Annotated in this window: 15 protein-coding genes; 3 read left to right on the top strand and 12 right to left on the bottom strand. The window is 70.5% G+C overall.

Going from position 1 to position 15,330, the window contains the following annotated elements:
- Positions 1 to 182 precede the first annotated feature (182 nt).
- From ACFSCU_RS13335 to fba, 3 genes are read right to left on the bottom strand one after another with little or no spacing between them, the layout of a single operon-like run.
- Entirely contained in the window at positions 183 to 1,082 is a 900-nt protein-coding gene (locus ACFSCU_RS13335; RefSeq protein WP_180550231.1) for a phosphoribosylaminoimidazolesuccinocarboxamide synthase, read from the bottom strand.
- A gap of 54 nt (positions 1,083 to 1,136) precedes the next feature.
- The gene (locus ACFSCU_RS13330) at positions 1,137 to 2,462 is read right to left on the bottom strand and encodes a DUF2254 domain-containing protein (protein WP_333706016.1); all 1,326 of its coding nucleotides are present in this window, start codon (positions 2,460 to 2,462) and stop codon (positions 1,137 to 1,139) included.
- Between the two features lie 19 nt (positions 2,463 to 2,481).
- Positions 2,482 to 3,546, bottom strand: a complete 1,065-nt coding sequence (gene fba, locus ACFSCU_RS13325) for a class II fructose-bisphosphate aldolase (RefSeq protein ID WP_377560940.1) — start codon at positions 3,544 to 3,546, stop codon at positions 2,482 to 2,484.
- Between the two features lie 172 nt (positions 3,547 to 3,718).
- Here fba and ACFSCU_RS13320 point away from each other — a divergent pair, with 172 nt between their 5' ends.
- A complete protein-coding gene (locus ACFSCU_RS13320; RefSeq protein ID WP_377560939.1) occupies positions 3,719 to 4,435 on the top strand; it encodes a phosphatase PAP2 family protein in 717 nt (238 codons plus the stop codon).
- Positions 4,432 to 4,986 (top strand): phosphatase PAP2 family protein, encoded by a 555-nt coding sequence (locus ACFSCU_RS13315; RefSeq protein ID WP_180550234.1) that lies wholly within the window; start codon positions 4,432 to 4,434, stop codon positions 4,984 to 4,986. The genes ACFSCU_RS13320 and ACFSCU_RS13315 overlap by 4 nt, the downstream gene beginning before the upstream one ends.
- Positions 4,987 to 5,004: 18 nt before the next feature.
- Here the strand turns inward: ACFSCU_RS13315 and ACFSCU_RS13310 are convergent, their stop codons facing one another.
- The 9 genes from ACFSCU_RS13310 to def all read right to left on the bottom strand — a co-directional run bounded on the left by ACFSCU_RS13310 (position 5,005) and on the right by def (position 13,864).
- Positions 5,005 to 5,790, bottom strand: coding sequence for a bestrophin-like domain (locus ACFSCU_RS13310; RefSeq protein ID WP_180550235.1), 786 nt, complete (start codon positions 5,788 to 5,790; stop codon positions 5,005 to 5,007).
- Between the two features lie 18 nt (positions 5,791 to 5,808).
- Complete coding sequence (gene pyk, locus ACFSCU_RS13305; RefSeq protein WP_180550236.1) at positions 5,809 to 7,242, bottom strand: pyruvate kinase; 1,434 nt, start codon at positions 7,240 to 7,242, stop codon at positions 5,809 to 5,811.
- A 278-nt stretch (positions 7,243 to 7,520) separates the two neighbouring features.
- The gene (locus ACFSCU_RS13300) at positions 7,521 to 9,095 is read right to left on the bottom strand and encodes a phospholipase D family protein (RefSeq protein ID WP_377560938.1); all 1,575 of its coding nucleotides are present in this window, start codon (positions 9,093 to 9,095) and stop codon (positions 7,521 to 7,523) included.
- 181 nt (positions 9,096 to 9,276) lie between these two features.
- A complete protein-coding gene (locus tag ACFSCU_RS13295) occupies positions 9,277 to 10,470 on the bottom strand; it encodes a phosphoglycerate kinase (RefSeq protein ID WP_180550240.1) in 1,194 nt (397 codons plus the stop codon).
- A gap of 150 nt (positions 10,471 to 10,620) precedes the next feature.
- Positions 10,621 to 10,968 carry an AzlD domain-containing protein gene (locus ACFSCU_RS13290; protein ID WP_377560937.1) on the bottom strand — a complete coding sequence of 116 codons (348 nt, stop codon included), beginning with the start codon at positions 10,966 to 10,968 and terminating at the stop codon, positions 10,621 to 10,623.
- The gene (locus ACFSCU_RS13285) at positions 10,961 to 11,641 is read right to left on the bottom strand and encodes an AzlC family ABC transporter permease (RefSeq protein WP_257646063.1); all 681 of its coding nucleotides are present in this window, start codon (positions 11,639 to 11,641) and stop codon (positions 10,961 to 10,963) included. Before ACFSCU_RS13285 ends, ACFSCU_RS13290 begins: the two co-directional genes overlap by 8 nt.
- Positions 11,642 to 11,772: 131 nt before the next feature.
- Complete coding sequence (gene fmt / locus ACFSCU_RS13280) at positions 11,773 to 12,759, bottom strand: methionyl-tRNA formyltransferase (RefSeq protein ID WP_377560982.1); 987 nt, start codon at positions 12,757 to 12,759, stop codon at positions 11,773 to 11,775.
- 65 nt (positions 12,760 to 12,824) lie between these two features.
- Complete coding sequence (locus ACFSCU_RS13275; protein ID WP_180550241.1) at positions 12,825 to 13,337, bottom strand: hypothetical protein; 513 nt, start codon at positions 13,335 to 13,337, stop codon at positions 12,825 to 12,827.
- Positions 13,334 to 13,864: a peptide deformylase gene (def, locus tag ACFSCU_RS13270; RefSeq protein WP_180550242.1), complete on the bottom strand. Its 531-nt coding sequence runs from the start codon at positions 13,862 to 13,864 to the stop codon at positions 13,334 to 13,336. The genes ACFSCU_RS13275 and def overlap by 4 nt, the downstream gene beginning before the upstream one ends.
- Positions 13,865 to 14,008: 144 nt before the next feature.
- On the opposite strand from def, the gene ACFSCU_RS13265 reads away from it, so the two are divergent.
- Positions 14,009 to 15,310, top strand: coding sequence for a LysM peptidoglycan-binding domain-containing protein (locus tag ACFSCU_RS13265; protein ID WP_180550243.1), 1,302 nt, complete (start codon positions 14,009 to 14,011; stop codon positions 15,308 to 15,310).
- The last annotated feature ends 20 nt before the right edge of the window (positions 15,311 to 15,330 follow it).

Here is a 15,330-nt window from a genome sequence, read left to right as displayed (position 1 = left end):
CGGAGCGACCTTGCTTCCGTCATTCCGGCGAAAGCCGGAATCCAGACGACGCGCGTGGTGAGGGCATGGATCCCGGCTTTCGCCGGGATGACGATGGTCAACGCTTTGAAGCAGCAACGGCATTACCCGCCTCACCGCCCCACGAAGCCGGGCCGCGGATCGGCGCGTGGCGCGTCTCGGCCTCAGCCCAGCAGGCGCTGCAGCGCCTCGCGGTACTTGGCCGCCGTGCCGTCGATCACGGCCTGCGGCAGCGCCGGCGCCGGGGGCGACTTGGCCCAGGGCTGGCCGTCGACCTGCGCCGTCTCCAGCCAGTCGCGCAGGAACTGCTTGTCGAAGCTGGGCGGGTTGCTGCCCTCCTGGTAGCTGTCGGCCGGCCAGTAGCGCGACGAGTCGGGCGTCAGCACCTCGTCCATCAGCACCAGTTGGCCGGCGTCGTCCAGCCCGAACTCGAACTTGGTGTCGGCAATGATGATGCCCTTGGCCAGCGCGATGGCGGCGGCGCGCTCGTACAGGCGGATGCTCACGTCGCGGATCTTTGCCGCCAGCTCGGGGCCGATCATCTGCTCGGTGCGCTCGAAGGTGATGTTCTCGTCGTGCTCGCCCACCGCGGCCTTGGCGGCGGGCGTGTAGATGGGTGCGGGCAGCTTGCTGGCGTTCTGCAGCCCTTCGGGCAACGGCACGCCGCACACGCTGCGGCTGTCCTGGTACTCCTTCCAGCCGCTGCCGGCGAGATACCCGCGCACCACGGCCTCGACCGGGATGGGCTGCAGGCGCTTCACCAGCATGCTGCGCCCTTGCACCTGCGCCACCTCACCCGGCACCACCACGCTTTCGGGCGCGTCGCCGGTCAGGTGGTTGGGCACGATGTCCTTCAACTGCTCGAACCACCACAGCGCCATCTGCGTCAGCAGCGCGCCCTTGCCCGGAATCGGCTCGCCCATGATGACGTCGAAGGCGCTGATGCGGTCGCTGGCGACCATCAGGATGCGGTCGTCGCCCACGGCGTAGTTGTCGCGCACCTTGCCGCGCGCGAGCAGGGGCAGGCTGGTGAGTTGGCTGGTGTGCAGGGCGGGGGTGTTCATGGGACGTGCGGATTGGTGGCGAGGAAATCCGGCATTGTCGCGCGGGACAGCTTCTCAGATCTGCGGCGCGGCACACTGGGCCTTCAGGGCTTCGCGGTCGGGTGCGTGCGTCAGCGCCGCCAGGGCTTGCTCGCAGGCGGTTTCGGCCTGGCGCCGCGCGGCGCGGGCCACGGCACCGCTGCGCGACCCCATGGCCAGCATGCCGAGCAGCTTCTGCATGCGGATGCCGACCTCGATCAGTCCGGCGCCATCGCGCGACAGCGGCTCGAAGGCGTCGTACACCAGGGCCGCCTCGTCCAGGGGAACCAGGGTGACGCGGTCGTGCTGCGGCGCTTCGGCGGCGGATGACGTGGCCGCCGCATCGTCGTCGTCGGCGCGCTGCGCGTCGATCAGCACGCGCACCAGGCGGTTCATCACGTCGATGGCGGTGCCGGGGTCGTTCACGGCGGCGGACAGCGCGCGCTGGCCAATCTCGCCCAGCACGATGAGGCCGAAGCGCGGGTCCTGGTCGAAGCTGCGCGCGTCGCCCACCGTCAGCGCGTCGCGCACGCGCTCGGCCAGCGCCTCGCCGGACAGGCGTTCGCTGTCCTCGGGCGGGCGCTCCGCGGCGGGCGTGCCGATGCGCGCGATCACCGCGCCGGGCCACACCATGGCGCCGGGCCGAACGCGCACATGCAGGCTGCAACCCGCCTGGCGCGCACAGGCCTGCAGTTCCGGCATGTCGATGTGCTGCAGGTAGCCGGTGCGGGTGGCGTAGACGGGCGGGCCCAGCGCCTCGCCCTGGTGCTCGGGCGCGCCGGGGGCGGCGCCCAGGAACGGGCGGCGCCAGTAGTCGGCCAGGGTGTCGAAAGCCACGTCCTCCACCTTGCGCAAGGTGTTGGTCATGGAGCCCAGCGACGACAAGGTGCGCACCCAGCGCACCAGCGTGACCAGCAGCCAGGCCAGCACGGCCAGCGTGCCCAGGAACAGGATGAAGCGGCCATTGGTGCCGTAGTAGCCGATGCCGAGCGCGATCTTGGCCACCACCGCGTAGATGAAGGCCGACAGGAAGGCGGCGATGGCGGTGCGCGTGCCATCGTCGGCCATCAGCAGGGGGGTGGCCCGCGGCGTCGCGCTGCCGGCGGCGGCACCGAAGGCGCCGACCATGATCGACAGCGAGAAGGTGGTGACCGCCAGCATGCTGGAGGCGATCACCGTCAGCAGGTCGTCGAGGGTTTCGCGCTCGATGTCGGGGAAGGTGCCTTCGGCCACGAAGTAGGCACCCCACGACGCCGCCAGTGCCAGCAGCACCGCGGCGATGCTGGATACCACCTGCGTCGCCCACAAGCGGTTGTGGCGCGCGAACAGGTTGCGCCACCAGCGCTTGAGGCGGCTCAGCATCGACCGCCCGCTGCGGCCATCAGGTCACCACTTGCGCCAGCTCGCCCCTGGCATACTTCTCGGCCATCACCGACAGCGGCATGCCCTTGATCTTGCCGCCCTGGCCTTCGCAGCCGAACTCCAGGTAGCGCTGCTTGCAGATGGCCTTGGCGGCCTCGCGCGCGGGCTTCATCCACTCGCGCATGTCGAACTTGTCGGGGTTCTCGGCCTGGAACTTGCGCACCGCGCCAGTCATGCCCAGGCGGATGTCGGTGTCGATGTTGATCTTGCGCACGCCGTGCTTGATGGCTTCCTGGATTTCCTTCACCGGCACGCCATACGTCTCTTTCATCTTGCCGCCGTACTGGTTGATCAGCGCCAGCAGCTCCTGCGGCACGCTGCTGGAGCCGTGCATGACGAGGTGCGTGTTGGGGATGCGGGCGTGGATTTCCTTCACGCGGCTGATGGCCAGCACGTCGCCCGTGGGCGGGCGGGTGAACTTGTAGGCGCCGTGGCTGGTGCCGATGGCAATCGCCAGCGCGTCGAGCTGCGTGGCCTTGACGAACTGCGCGGCTTCCTCGGGGTCGGTCAGCAGCTGGTCGTGCGTCAGCTTGCCGGCGGCGCCCACGCCGTCTTCCTCGCCCGCCTCACCGGTTTCCAGGCTGCCCAGACAGCCCAGCTCGCCCTCCACGGTGGCGCCGATCCTGTGCGCCATGTCGACCACTTCCTTGGTCACGCGCACGTTGTAGTCGAAGTCGGCGGGGGTCTTGCCGTCTTCCTTCAGGCTGCCGTCCATCATCACCGAGCCAAAGCCCAGATCCAGCGCGCCCTTGCAGATGGCCGGGCTGGTGCCGTGGTCCTGGTGCATCACCATGGGGATGTGCGGATAGGCCTCGGAGGCGGCCTGGATCAGGTACTTGATGAAGTGCTCGCCCGCGTACTTGCGCGCGCCGGCGCTGGCCTGCAGGATGACCGGGGCGCCCACCTCGTCGGCGGCGGCCATCACGGCCTGCACCTGCTCCAGGTTGTTGACGTTGAAGGCGGGGATGCCGTAGTTGTTGGCCGCTGCGTGGTCGAGCAGCTCGCGCATGGAAACGAGTGGCATGGTGCAAATCCTCCGGGAGTCAAAGAGAAGCGGCGCGGCGGGCGGCAAGCGCCCGTTGATCCGGCAAGTTTACCCGGCCACCCCCTGGCCACCGGCCCTGGCTTAAGCCACCGTTCAGGCCGGCGCCTTACCGTGTCGCTCCCGCGTGGCCCATCCGGCGCGCGGCCCGCCCATGCCGAAGCCCCCCACGCTCACCTTCACCCGTTTCCTGGCCTGCACGGCCACCGCCCTGGCGCTGGCGCTGGCCTGGGACGCCAGCGCGCTCGACCTGCCGCTGGCGCGCTGGTTCGGCACCGCGCAGGGCTTTGCGCTGACGCACGACTGGTGGCTGCAGAACGTGCTGCACACCGGCGCGCGCCAGGCCGCCTGGGCGCTGCTGCTGGCGCTGGTGGTGATGGTCTGGCGCCCGCTGGGGCCGCTGCGCGCGCTGCCGAAGGCCGACCGCGCCGGTCTGGTGTTCGGCATCCTGCTGGCGGCGCTGGTGGTGCAGGTGCTCAAGCGCAGCAGCCTGACCAGTTGCCCGTGGGATCTGCAGGACTTCGGCGGCACGGCGCGCTACGTGTCGCACTGGCGCTGGGGCGTGGCCGACGGCGGCGGCGGGCACTGCTTTCCGGCCGGGCACGCGTCGACGGCGTTCGCGTTCCTGGCCGCCTTCTTCTGGCTGCGCCCCTGGGCGCCGCGGGCCGCCCGCTGGTGGCTGGGGCTGACGCTGCTGGCGGGCCTGGGCTTCGGCGCGGTGCAGATGGCGCGCGGCGCGCATTACCTGAGCCACGTGCTGTGGGCCGGCTGGTTCTGCTGGCTGGCGGGCGGCCTGTTCTGGTTCGCGGTGCAGGCGTGGCGCGCGCGGCGGGCCGACGCCACGGTGACAAGCGCACAGGTGCGGGCATGAACGGCCTCGATCAAACCGTCTTCCTGTGGCTCAACCTGGGCGCAACGGCGCCGCCCAAGCTGGTGGAAGTGGCCCGGCTGGCCAGCCTGCAACTGCCGCACTGGATGATCGCCGCCACGCTGGCCGTGGCCCTGGCCGGGCGCCCGGCGTGGCGGCCGCAGGCCTGGCGCGTGCTGCTGAGCATGGCGCTGGCGGCGGTGGCGGCGGCGTTGCTCAAGCATGGCTTTCAGCATGCGCGGCCCTTCGCGCTGGGGCTGGGCACGCAGTGCCTGCCGCATGGCAAGTCGGCGGGCTTTCCCAGTTCGCACGCCACCGCGGCGATGGCCTTTGCAGTGTCGGCGGCGCTGGCGCCGGTGCGCTGGCCGGCGCGCCTGCTGGTGGGCGCCGCGGCACTGGCGCTGAGCTGGAGCCGCATCGCCCTGGGCCTGCACTTTCCGTCCGACGTGCTGGCGGCCTGGGCGCTGGGCGCGCTGTGCGCGCTGGCGGTGCAACGGCTGCCAGCACCGAACAGGTGGCGCCCGCTGCTCCTGCATTTCGGGCGGCGGGGCTGATCCAGCCGTGGCGGGGCGCTAGCGCGCGGGTCCGGTCTGCAGCTGCTGCAGGGTGCTGCGCAACGGCCCTTCGCCGACCGCGATGGCGCCGACGAAGGGGCGGTCGATCACGTAGACGGCGTGCACCTGCACGGCAATCAGCAACGCCAGCAAGGTGCCGATCCAGCGCGCGGCGCGCGGCTGGCGGGCATGAATCAGCGCCGAGAACGCCAGCACGATGACGGCGCTCATGAGCAGCGCGTACCAGATCACGCCGGGAATGTGATCGGCAGCCACCCGCAGGCGCGCCTGGCGGGCCTCGGCCAGCGCCTGCACGCCCTGGCGCAGCGCGGCGCGCAACTCGGGCGATTCGGCCGCGAAGCGGGTCAGCGATTCGGTGCGCAGGCGGTCGAGCTGCTGGCTGGTACCGTCATCGCCGCCCTGCGCCATGCGCGGCCATTCGTGCGCCAGCACGCGCTGGGCATAGTCGGCCAGCTGTGCGTTCCAGCCGGCGGCAGCGGCGGGCGCGGCGGTGCTGCCCAGCACGCCCAGGGCGTGCAGCGCGGCGGCTTCGGCGTGCACGGCGCGCTCGGCGTCGTCGATGTCGCGCACCTCGGTGTTGGCCAGCAAGGCCATCCAGACCAGGAAGCCCGCCGTCATCGCGGCGCCGACCGGCGGCACCAGGCCGCCCACCACGGTCTCGCGCGCCGGCTGGCGCCGCACCCAGCGGCCAACCACGAACACCAGTCCCAGCGCCACGGCCAGAAACAGCGCATACACCAGCAGGGCGGACGCCCACAAAGGCCAGTGCAGCAGAAAGCTCATGACCGCGCGACCGCGCCGTCAGCTGACGCGGCAGATCTTCAGCATGTTGGTGCCGCCCGGCGCGCCCATGGGCTCGCCGCAGGTGATGGCGTACACATCGCCGGCGTTCACCACGCCCTGGCGCTTGAGGTAGGCCTCGGCCTGTGCCAGCGCCTCGTCGCGGTGGGCGCTGGTGTCCATCAGCATCGGGCGCACGTTGCGGTACAGCGCCATCTTGCGCTGCGTGGTCACCTTGGGCGTGAGCGCGTAGATGGGGATGCGCACGCGGTGGCGACTCATCCACAGCGCGGTCGAGCCCGAATCGGTGAGCGCCACGATGGCCTTGGCGCCCAGGTGGAAGGCGGTGAACAGCGCGCCCATGGCGATGGACTGGTCGATGCGGTGGAAGGTGGCGCCGGTGAAGTCGGCGTCCAGCTCCACCGGGTCGTGCTCCTCGGCGGCCTGGCAGATGGCGGCCATCTCGCGCACCGTCTCCAGCGGGTACTTGCCGGCGGCGGTCTCGGCGCTCAGCATCACGGCGTCGGTGCCGTCGAGCACGGCGTTGGCCACGTCGCTCACCTCGGCACGCGTGGGCACCGGGTTGGTGATCATGCTTTCCATCATCTGCGTGGCGGTGATCACCAGCTTGTCGGCATCGCGCGCCATGCGGATCATCTTCTTCTGCAGCGCCGGCACGGCGGCGTTGCCCACCTCCACCGCCAGGTCGCCGCGCGCCACCATGATGCCGTCGCTGGCGGCCAGGATCTCGGTCAGGCGCGGAATGGCCTCGGCGCGCTCTATTTTTGCGATCAGGTACGGTCGGTGCCCATGCTCGGCGCCGGCCACGTTGCACAGCTGGCGCGCCATCTCCATGTCGGTGGCGCTTTTCGGAAAGCTCACCGCGACGTAGTCGGCCTGGAAGCCCATGGCGGTCTTGATGTCCTCCATGTCCTTGCCGGTCAGCGCCGGCGCGGTCAGGCCGCCGCCCTGCTTGTTGATGCCCTTGTTGTTGCTCAGCTCGCCGCCGATCTTGACGGTGGTGTGCACCGCCTCGCCGCGCACCTCGGTCACGGTGAGCACGATCAGGCCGTCGTTCAGCAGCAGCGTGTCGCCGGGCTTCACGTCGCGCGGCAGCTCCTTGTAGTCGAGGCCGACGCCGGCCACGTCGCCCGGCGCCTTGCGCGCCGCATCCAGCACGAAGGGCGCGCCCGGCAGCAGCTGCACCTTGCCTTCGGCGAACTTGCCGACGCGGATCTTGGGGCCCTGCAGGTCGGCCATGATGGCCACCTCGCGCCCCGCGCGCTCGGCCACCTCGCGCACCAGGCGGGCGCGGTCGATGTGGTCCTGCGCCGTGCCGTGGCTGAAGTTCAGCCGCACCACGTTCACGCCGGCGCGGATCATGTCCTCCAGCAGCGCGGGCTCGCTGGACGCGGGGCCGAGGGTGGCAACGATCTTGGTGGCGCGGTGGGTCATGGTGAGCGGTCTCGACAAAGGTGTGCGTCGATTCTGGCACGGGCGTGTGACCGCGCCGCCCCGCAGCGCGCCGCGCGGCGAAAGCCCGCCGCAGTCAGCCGGCGCGGGCCAGTCTTATTCCATACTATTAGGGAGTATCTATTGCTGGCGCCCATGCAACGGGCGCTGTCGGCCTTCCATATGGGGAGTATATGAAGGCCAACGGATTCACCACGCCCGCGCACACCATCGGGCAGCCACACCGCCCCATCACCGGCGCGTGGCCACGCCGCGCGCGCTCACAGCTGCGACTCGATCGGCAGCCAGCTCAGCAGCCACACCAGCGCGCGCAGGCCGCGGCTGGCTTCGGGCTCGTGCGTCCACACGCGCTCATCGGCACCGTGCCAGCGCAGGGCGCCGCCGTCCAGCGTCACGCGCCAGGCGGCCTCGGGGCGGGTGCCGTGGTCGAACAGGCGCTTGACCTCGGCCGCCAGCGCGGGGTGGTCGAACACCACACCCATCTCGGTGTTGAGCTGGGCCGAGCGCGGGTCGAAGTTGAACGAGCCGACGAAGCCGCGCGCGCCGTCGACCACGAAGGCCTTGGTGTGCAGGCTGGCGCCGCTGGAGCCGATCAGCTCGCGCGCCGGGCCTTGCGCACCGGGCTTCAGCTCGTACAGCTGCACGCCGTGCGCCAGCAGCGGCGCGCGGTAGTCGCGGTAGCCGGCGTGCACCAGCGGCACGTCGTTGGCCACCAGCGAATTGGTGAGCACGCGCACGGTGACGCCGCGGCGCGCCTGCCCGGCCATCAGCAGCGTGCCGCCCTCGCCCGGTACGAAGTAGGGCGAGATGAGCCAGCTGTCGCGCTCGGCCGAATACAGCAGCGCCATCAGGTCGTACAGCAGCCAGGCCGGGCGGTCGCGCTGGCTGGCCAGGGGGGCGGCTTTCTCGGGCGGGTCGGACAGCACGCGGATGCTGGGCGACCAGTGCAGAGTCAGGCCGCCGCGCGCCAGCTTGTCGTCCAGGTCGTCGCGGCCAGCCATCGCGCGCACCCAGGCCGATTCGGCGGCCTCGGCCTGCCACTGGCGGCGGCGCTGGGCGAAGTCGTCGTCGGTCCAGCGCGAGCCCTGGGCGTGCAGCGCGCGCAGCGGCACCACGGCGGCGGAGTTCCAGAAGGCATCGAAGATGACGCTGGTCTGCGCCACGGCGGGGCCCAGCAGCAGCAGGTCGGCGTCCTGGAAGTTCATGGCGTCGGAGGCGTCGAAGTACTCGTCGCCCACGTTGCGCCCGCCGACGATGGCCACGCGGTTGTCGGCCACCCAGGCCTTGTTGTGCATGCGCCGGTTGAAGCCGACGAAGCGCAGGCCCATTTCGATGGCGCGCCGGAAGCCGCCAGCGCGGTTGCGCGCGGGGTTGAACAGGCGCACCTCCAGGTTGGGGTGCGCGTCCATGGCCAGCAGCGCGTCGTCGCGGCCGGGCGAGCCCATGTCGTCGATCAGCAGGCGCACGCGCACGCCGCGCTCGGCGGCGGCCATCAGCTCGTGCTCGAGCAGGCGGCCGGTTAGGTCGTGGCGCCAGATGTAGTACTGCACGTCCAGGCTGCGCTCGGCCGCGCGCGCGGTGCGGGCGCGCGCCACGAAGGCCTGCACCGCGTCGTCCAGCAGGGCGGCGCCGCTGGCCTCGGGCGGGTGCACATCGAGCAGCGGCTGGACCAGCCGGTCAAGCCGCGTGTCGGCGGCCGCCACCGGCAGCGCCTGCGTGGCATCGCCCTGCGCACCGGCGGCAAAGCGGCCCCACGACCACAGCGCCAGCGCCGACAGCAGGGCGAGGACGATGAACGCGATGAGCGACCAGCGAACGGCGCGTCTCAAAGGCATGCGCGATGACCTCGCTGCGCTCGATGATCGGGCCGCCGCGCGGCCTGGATGACGGCGGCTGCGCCACCATGGCCCAGCCATGCGGGCTGGCGATTGCCATCACCCCGGCCGGTCATGGGTCATGAATGCCGCACGGCGGCGAAGTCATCGCACGCAGCGCGGGTCATGGAGCGAAGCGAGGTCATCCGGCCGCGCGCTTCATCAGGATCTCGAACGCCGGCAGCGTCTTGCCTTCCAGCACTTCCAGGAACGCGCCGCCGCCGGTGGAGATGTAGCCCACGTCCTTCTCGATGCCGTACTTGGCGATGGCGGCCAGCGTGTCGCCGCCGCCGGCGATGCTGAACGCCGGCGATTCGGCGATGGCCTGCGCGATGGCCTTGGTGCCGCCCTCGAAGGGCGCCATCTCGAACACGCCGACCGGGCCGTTCCAGACGATGGTGCCGGCTTTTCGAAGCTGATCGGCCAATTTGGCAGCCGTTTGCGGGCCGATGTCGAGAATCATGTCGTCCGCGGCCACGTCGGCGGCGGCCTTCACCTCGGCCTGGGCATCGGCGTTGAACTCCTTGGCCGTCACCACGTCGGTCGGGATCGGCACCTCGGCGCCGCGCGCCTTCATCGCCTCCATCACCGCCTTGGCGTCGCCCACCAGATCGGGCTCGGCCAGGCTCCTGCCGATCGGCAGGCCGGCGGCCAGCATGAAGGTATTGGCGATGCCGCCGCCGACGATGAGTTGATCGACTTTGGACGCCAAAGACTGCAGGATGGTGAGTTTTGTGCTCACTTTGCTGCCGGCCACGATGGCGACCAAGGGGCGCTTCGGATTCGCCAGCGCCTGGTTCAGCGCGTCGATCTCGGCCGCCAGCAGCGGGCCGGCGCAGGCGATGGGGGCGAACTGGGCGATGCCGTAGGTCGTGCCCTCGGCGCGGTGCGCGGTGCCGAAGGCATCGTTGACGTAAATGTCGCAAAGTGCCGCCATCTTGCGTGAAAGCGCTTCATCGTTCTTCTTCTCGCCCTTGTTGACGCGGCAGTTCTCGAGCAGCACGACCTGGCCGGGCGCCACCTGCACGCCGTCGACCCAGTTGGCCACCAGCGGCACCTCGCGGCCCAGCAGCTCGCCCAGGCGCTGGGCGACCGGCGCCAGCGAATCGGCGGGCTTCATCTCGCCCTCGGTCGGGCGGCCCAGGTGCGAGGTGACCATGACGGCGGCGCCTGCATCCAGCGCCTGCTGGATGCAGGGCACGCTGGCGCGGATGCGGGTGTCTTCGGTGATGGCGCCGCTGTCGTCCTGCGGCACGTTCAGGTCGGCCCGGATGAAGACGCGTTGGCCCTTGGCTTTGCCTTGGGCGCACAGATCGGAGAAGCGCAGAACGTTCATGGTGGTGCTCGAAGAGTGGGAAGTGGAAAAACAGCGCAGCGCCACGCGAGTGTGACGACGCTGTCATTCTACGGCGCGCCACCGGGGCGGCACGCAGGCATGTCTCTGGATGAAATCGGTCTGCAGCGCTTGCCACACAAGCGCCAGCAGCTACCAATTCAATAGTATGCGCAACGGCAGGTAGACCGCCATGCCGACGGCGATGGCGCCCACCAGCGCAAAGCTCCAGTGCCGGCGCCAAAAGTAGAACGCCGCCGCGGCCAGCCCGCCCCAGGTGCGTGCGTCGGTCAGCAGGTTGCCGATCACGCCGTCGGTCAGCACCAGGTCGGGCGCGATCACCGCCGCCAGCGCGGCGATGGGCGCGTACTGCAGGCCGCGCTGCGCCCAGCCGGGCAGGCGCCATTCGCGCTCGCTGATGAAGAAGAAGCAGCGCGTGACGACGGTGATGACCGTCATCCCGACGATCACCAACAGGGTCCAGCCGTCGGTTTCACGCATGGCCGCCTCCGTGCGGTTTGCGCAGGCGCGGCTCGATGGCTAGGCTGAGCGCCACCGCCACCACGATGGCGGCGACGATGTTCAGCCGGTAGGGCAGCCCGAACAGCGCCACGGCCGCGGCGGCGGCGATCAGCGCCGACAGCGCGCGCATCTGCGTGGTGGCCAGCGAGCAGGTGACGGCCAGCAGCGCCAGCGTGCCGGCAAACTCCAGCCCCCAGCGCTCGGGCAGCGCCGCGCCCAGAAAGATGCCGGCAAAGCCGAAGGTCTGCCAGAACACCCAGTTGCAGACGTTGCCGCCCCACAGGTACGACATCTGCGCGCGGCGCTGGCGCTCGGTCTCGGCCGGCTTGGGAAAGCGCCGGGTGTACAGCACATAAGTTACGTCGCCCGTGAAGTAACCGAGCCAAAGCCGGCGACTTCGCGGCAGAAACATGAAGTAGTCGCGCAGATGCAGGCTGAAGACGACGAATCGCAGGTTGACGCAGAAGGCTGTGGCCAGGATGACCCACAGCGGCGCCCCGGCCGCGATGAGCGGAATGGCCGCCAGCTGCGCACTGCCGGCGAACACCAGCAACGACATCAGCACCGCCTCGGTCAGACTCATGCCGCTCTTGACCATGGCCACACCGGTCATGAACGACCAGGCCGTGAGGCCGACGGAAATGCCCGACATCTCTCGCGCGCCGACCCAGAACAGCGGGTGGCGCGCGGTGTGCGCGAAGGATTCGATGCGGCCCGCCACCCAGTTGCCGAGCCGGCCATGGGGCGTGAGTTCGTCCCGCGGCTCGGGTGGCAGCGGCATGTTCATGGGGCGGGGCTTTCGTCAGCTTCGACGCCGAAGCGCTGGTCGGGCTGCAGCGCGTGGCCGCGCAGGAACTCGCGCACCGGCAGGCGCTTGCCGCCGGGGCGTTGCAGCTCGGTCAGGCGCAGCGTGCCTTCGCCGCAGGCCACGTCGATGCCTTCGTCGTTGACCTGCAAAATCTGGCCTGGGCGCCCGTCCGACGGGCGCGGGCAGCTCTCGATTTCAGAGCGCCAGATCTTGATGATGTCCGCGCCCAGCGCGCTGCTGGCACCCGGAAACGGGTCGAACGCGCGGATGCGCCGCTCGATCACCGCTGCGGGCTGGCGCCAGTCGATGGCGGCCTCGTGCTTCTCGATCTTGTGTGCGTAGGTGATGCCCTCGGCCGGCTGCGACGTGCGCGCCAGGCCGCCGCAGGCCGCCAGTTCCAGCGCCTCGACGATCATCCGGCCCCCCAGCGCGGCCAGTTCGTCGTGCAGCGTGGCGGTGGTGGCGCGCGGGCCGATGGGCAGGCGTTCGATCAGCAGCATGTCGCCGGTGTCCAGGCCGGCGTCCATCTGCATGATGGTGACGCCGGTCTCGGCGTCGCCGGCCTCGATGGCGCGGTGGATCGGCGCCGCGCCGCGCCAGCGCGGCAGCAGGCTGGCGTGGATGTTCAGGCAACCCAGGCGCGGCCAATCGAGCACCCAGGGCGGCAAGATCAGCCCGTAGGCGGCCACCACCAGCACGTCGGGCGCCGCGGCCTGCAGCGCAGCGCGCGCCACTTCAGCCTCGTCCGGGTACTTGCCGTCCAGCCGCAGGCTGCGCGGCTGCGCCACGGCGATGCCCTGCGCCTGCGCGAACTGCTTGACGGGCGAGGCCTGCAGCTTCATGCCGCGGCCGGCGGGGCGGTCGGGCTGGGTCAGCACCAGCGGGATGGTGAAACCGGCCGCGTGCAGCCGCTCCAGCGCCACGCGTGCGAATTCGGGCGTGCCGGCGAAGGCGACTCTGATACTCATGATTTGATAGCTGCTCGCGCTTGCCAGACAAGCGCTGGAGGCCGATTTGGCTTGAATTCTTAACGCGGATCGGGTGGATCGGGCAGGTCCTCGTCGCCGTTCGACCAGCCGCGCACCACGCCAGCGCGGTCGATGTCGATGTACAGCAGGCGCCAGATCGGACCGTCCAGGTAGCGCCACACCCAGACATCGCCCTGGAAGTTGTGCACGCCCATGGTGCGCGCAGGCGGGCCGTATTCGCGCAGCACGTCAGCGCGCGTCCACACATTCGGCTGGATGCGCTGGCCGAACAGGGCCTCGCTCAGCGCCTGCTCGACACGCGCCACGCGGCCCTGGGCGTCCAGGTCGACGTTGTAGACGCGCTGGCCGGCGGGCTGGTAGGTGTATTGCAGGCGCTCGCCGGCGTTGGCGCTGGCCGGGTATTGGGCCGTGGGGCGGCCCAGTTGCTGCACCACGGCGGCGGCCGGCGTGCCGGGCGCCACGCTGTCGGGGTTGGTGAAGAGCGCGCAGCCACCGAGCAACACCAGCGCCAGCGCGGCGCCGATGAAGCCGGCGCGCCGCAGGGCGCTCATGCGGGCTCCTTGGCCCTGTCCGCCTTCTCCTGCCGCTCGGCCTTGAGCAGCTTGGTCTTGATGCGGCCCTGCTTGAGCGGCGACAGGTATTCGACGAACACCTTGCCCATCAGGTGGTCCATCTCGTGCTGGATGCACACGGCCAGCAGGCCGTCGGCCTCGATCTCGCGCGCCTGGCCTTGCTCGTCCAGCGCGCGCACCTTCACCCGCTCGGCGCGCTCCACGCCGTCGTAGATGCCGGGCACCGACAGGCAGCCCTCGTCGCCCTTCACGCGCTCGTCGCTGGTCCACACCAACTCGGGGTTGATCAGCACCAGGCGCTGGTCGCGCTCTTCCGAGACGTCGATGACGATCAGGCGCTGGTGCACGTCGACCTGCGTGGCCGCCAAGCCGATGCCCTTGGCGTCGTACATGGTGTCGAACATGTCGTCGATGAGCGCGCGCAGGCGGTCGTCCACGGCGGCGACGGGCGTGGCCACCTTGTGCAGGCGCGGATCGGGGTAGCGGAGAATGGAGAGCAGGGCCATGGGAGCGAAGACAGCAGATGTGGCTATTTTCGCTACTTTTCGTGTTTCGCGCTGTCGGCTGGGGGCGATTCCGTTGCCGGATCAAGGGCTTGAATGCAGAATGTCCAGTGCTTTGTCAAGTCAGCAGCCGCTCACAGCAAAACAATGAAACATTCTTTTCCTGGCGCCACGCGCGCCCTGGTCGCGCCGCTGAGCCTGCTGGCGGCGGCCCTGTTGGCCGCGCAGCCGGTGGCCGCGCAATCCGCCGCCAACCGCCCCGTGACGCCCACGCAACGCGCCACCGCGCAGCAGGTGGCCGCGCAGGGCGTGCCGCTGTCGGCGCTGGCGCCCAACGCCCCTGAGGAATACACCGTGCGCCGCGGCGACACGCTGTGGCGCATCTCCGGCATGTTCCTGAAGTCGCCCTGGCGCTGGCCCGAGCTGTGGGGCATGAACCTGAAGGACATCCGCAACCCGCACCTGATCTACCCCGGCCAGCAGCTGTACCTGGAGCGCGTGGGCGACCGCGCCTTCCTGCGCGCGCGCCGCGGGGTCGACGGCCAGCCGGGCGCCACCATCCGGGTGTCGCCGCGCAACCGCATCGAGGCGCTGGACGCCAACCCGCTGCCCACGCTGCAGCCGCACCTGATCGAGCCCTTCCTGACCGAGCCGCTGGTGGTGGATGACGACACCTTCCAGCGCGCGCCGCGCATCGTGGCGCTGGCCGAGCAGAGCCGCGTGCTGGTGGCCAAGGGTGATCGCGCCTACGTGCGCGGCCCGGTGGATGCGCCGCTGCTGAAGGCGCCGGGCCTGCCGACCGACTTCCGCGTGTTCCGCACCGCCACGCCGCTGAAGGACCCGGTGACGGGCGAGATCTTGGGCTACGAAGGCCAGTACGTCGGCCAGGCCTGGCTGGCGCGCGGCGAGAGCGAGACCGAGGAAGAACTCACCAAGACCCCAAGCCGCCACGCGCCCGTCGCGCAGCCGGCCAGCGGCGATGCCGAGATCGAGCCGCCCAAGGCCGACGCCAGCGTGCCCCGGCTGATGCCAGTGCCGGCAACCATCGACGTGGTCAGCAGCAAGGAAGAAATGAAGGCCGGCGACCGCCTGCTGCCCGAGCCGCCACGCGAATACCGCAGCTACGTGCCGCACGCGCCCGATCTGCCGGTGGAAGCGCGCGTGGTGCTGGTGCACGGCAATTCGGTGCGCTACGCCGGCCAGAACCAGATCGTGGTCATCAACAAGGGCCTGCGCGATGGCATCGAGCACGGCCACGTGCTGTCGGTGCTGACCACCGGCCCGCGCCTGGTCGACAAGACCGACAAGGCGCGCTCGGTGATCCAGCTGCCGGACGAGCACAACGGCGTGGCCATGGTGTTCCGCATGTTCGAGCGCGTGTCGTACGCGCTGGTCATGGAAAGCGCCACGCCCATCCAGGTGGGCGACAAGCTGGTCAACCCGAACTGAGGCCGCGGCCCCGCCGGCCG

Origin of the sequence: Ottowia beijingensis (assembly GCF_042680925.1) — a bacterium.
GTDB classification, from domain to species: Bacteria; Pseudomonadota; Gammaproteobacteria; order Burkholderiales; family Burkholderiaceae_C; genus Ottowia; species Ottowia beijingensis.
The sequence above is the reverse complement of the archived record's forward strand: the minus strand, read 5'-3'. Positions and strand labels throughout refer to the sequence as shown.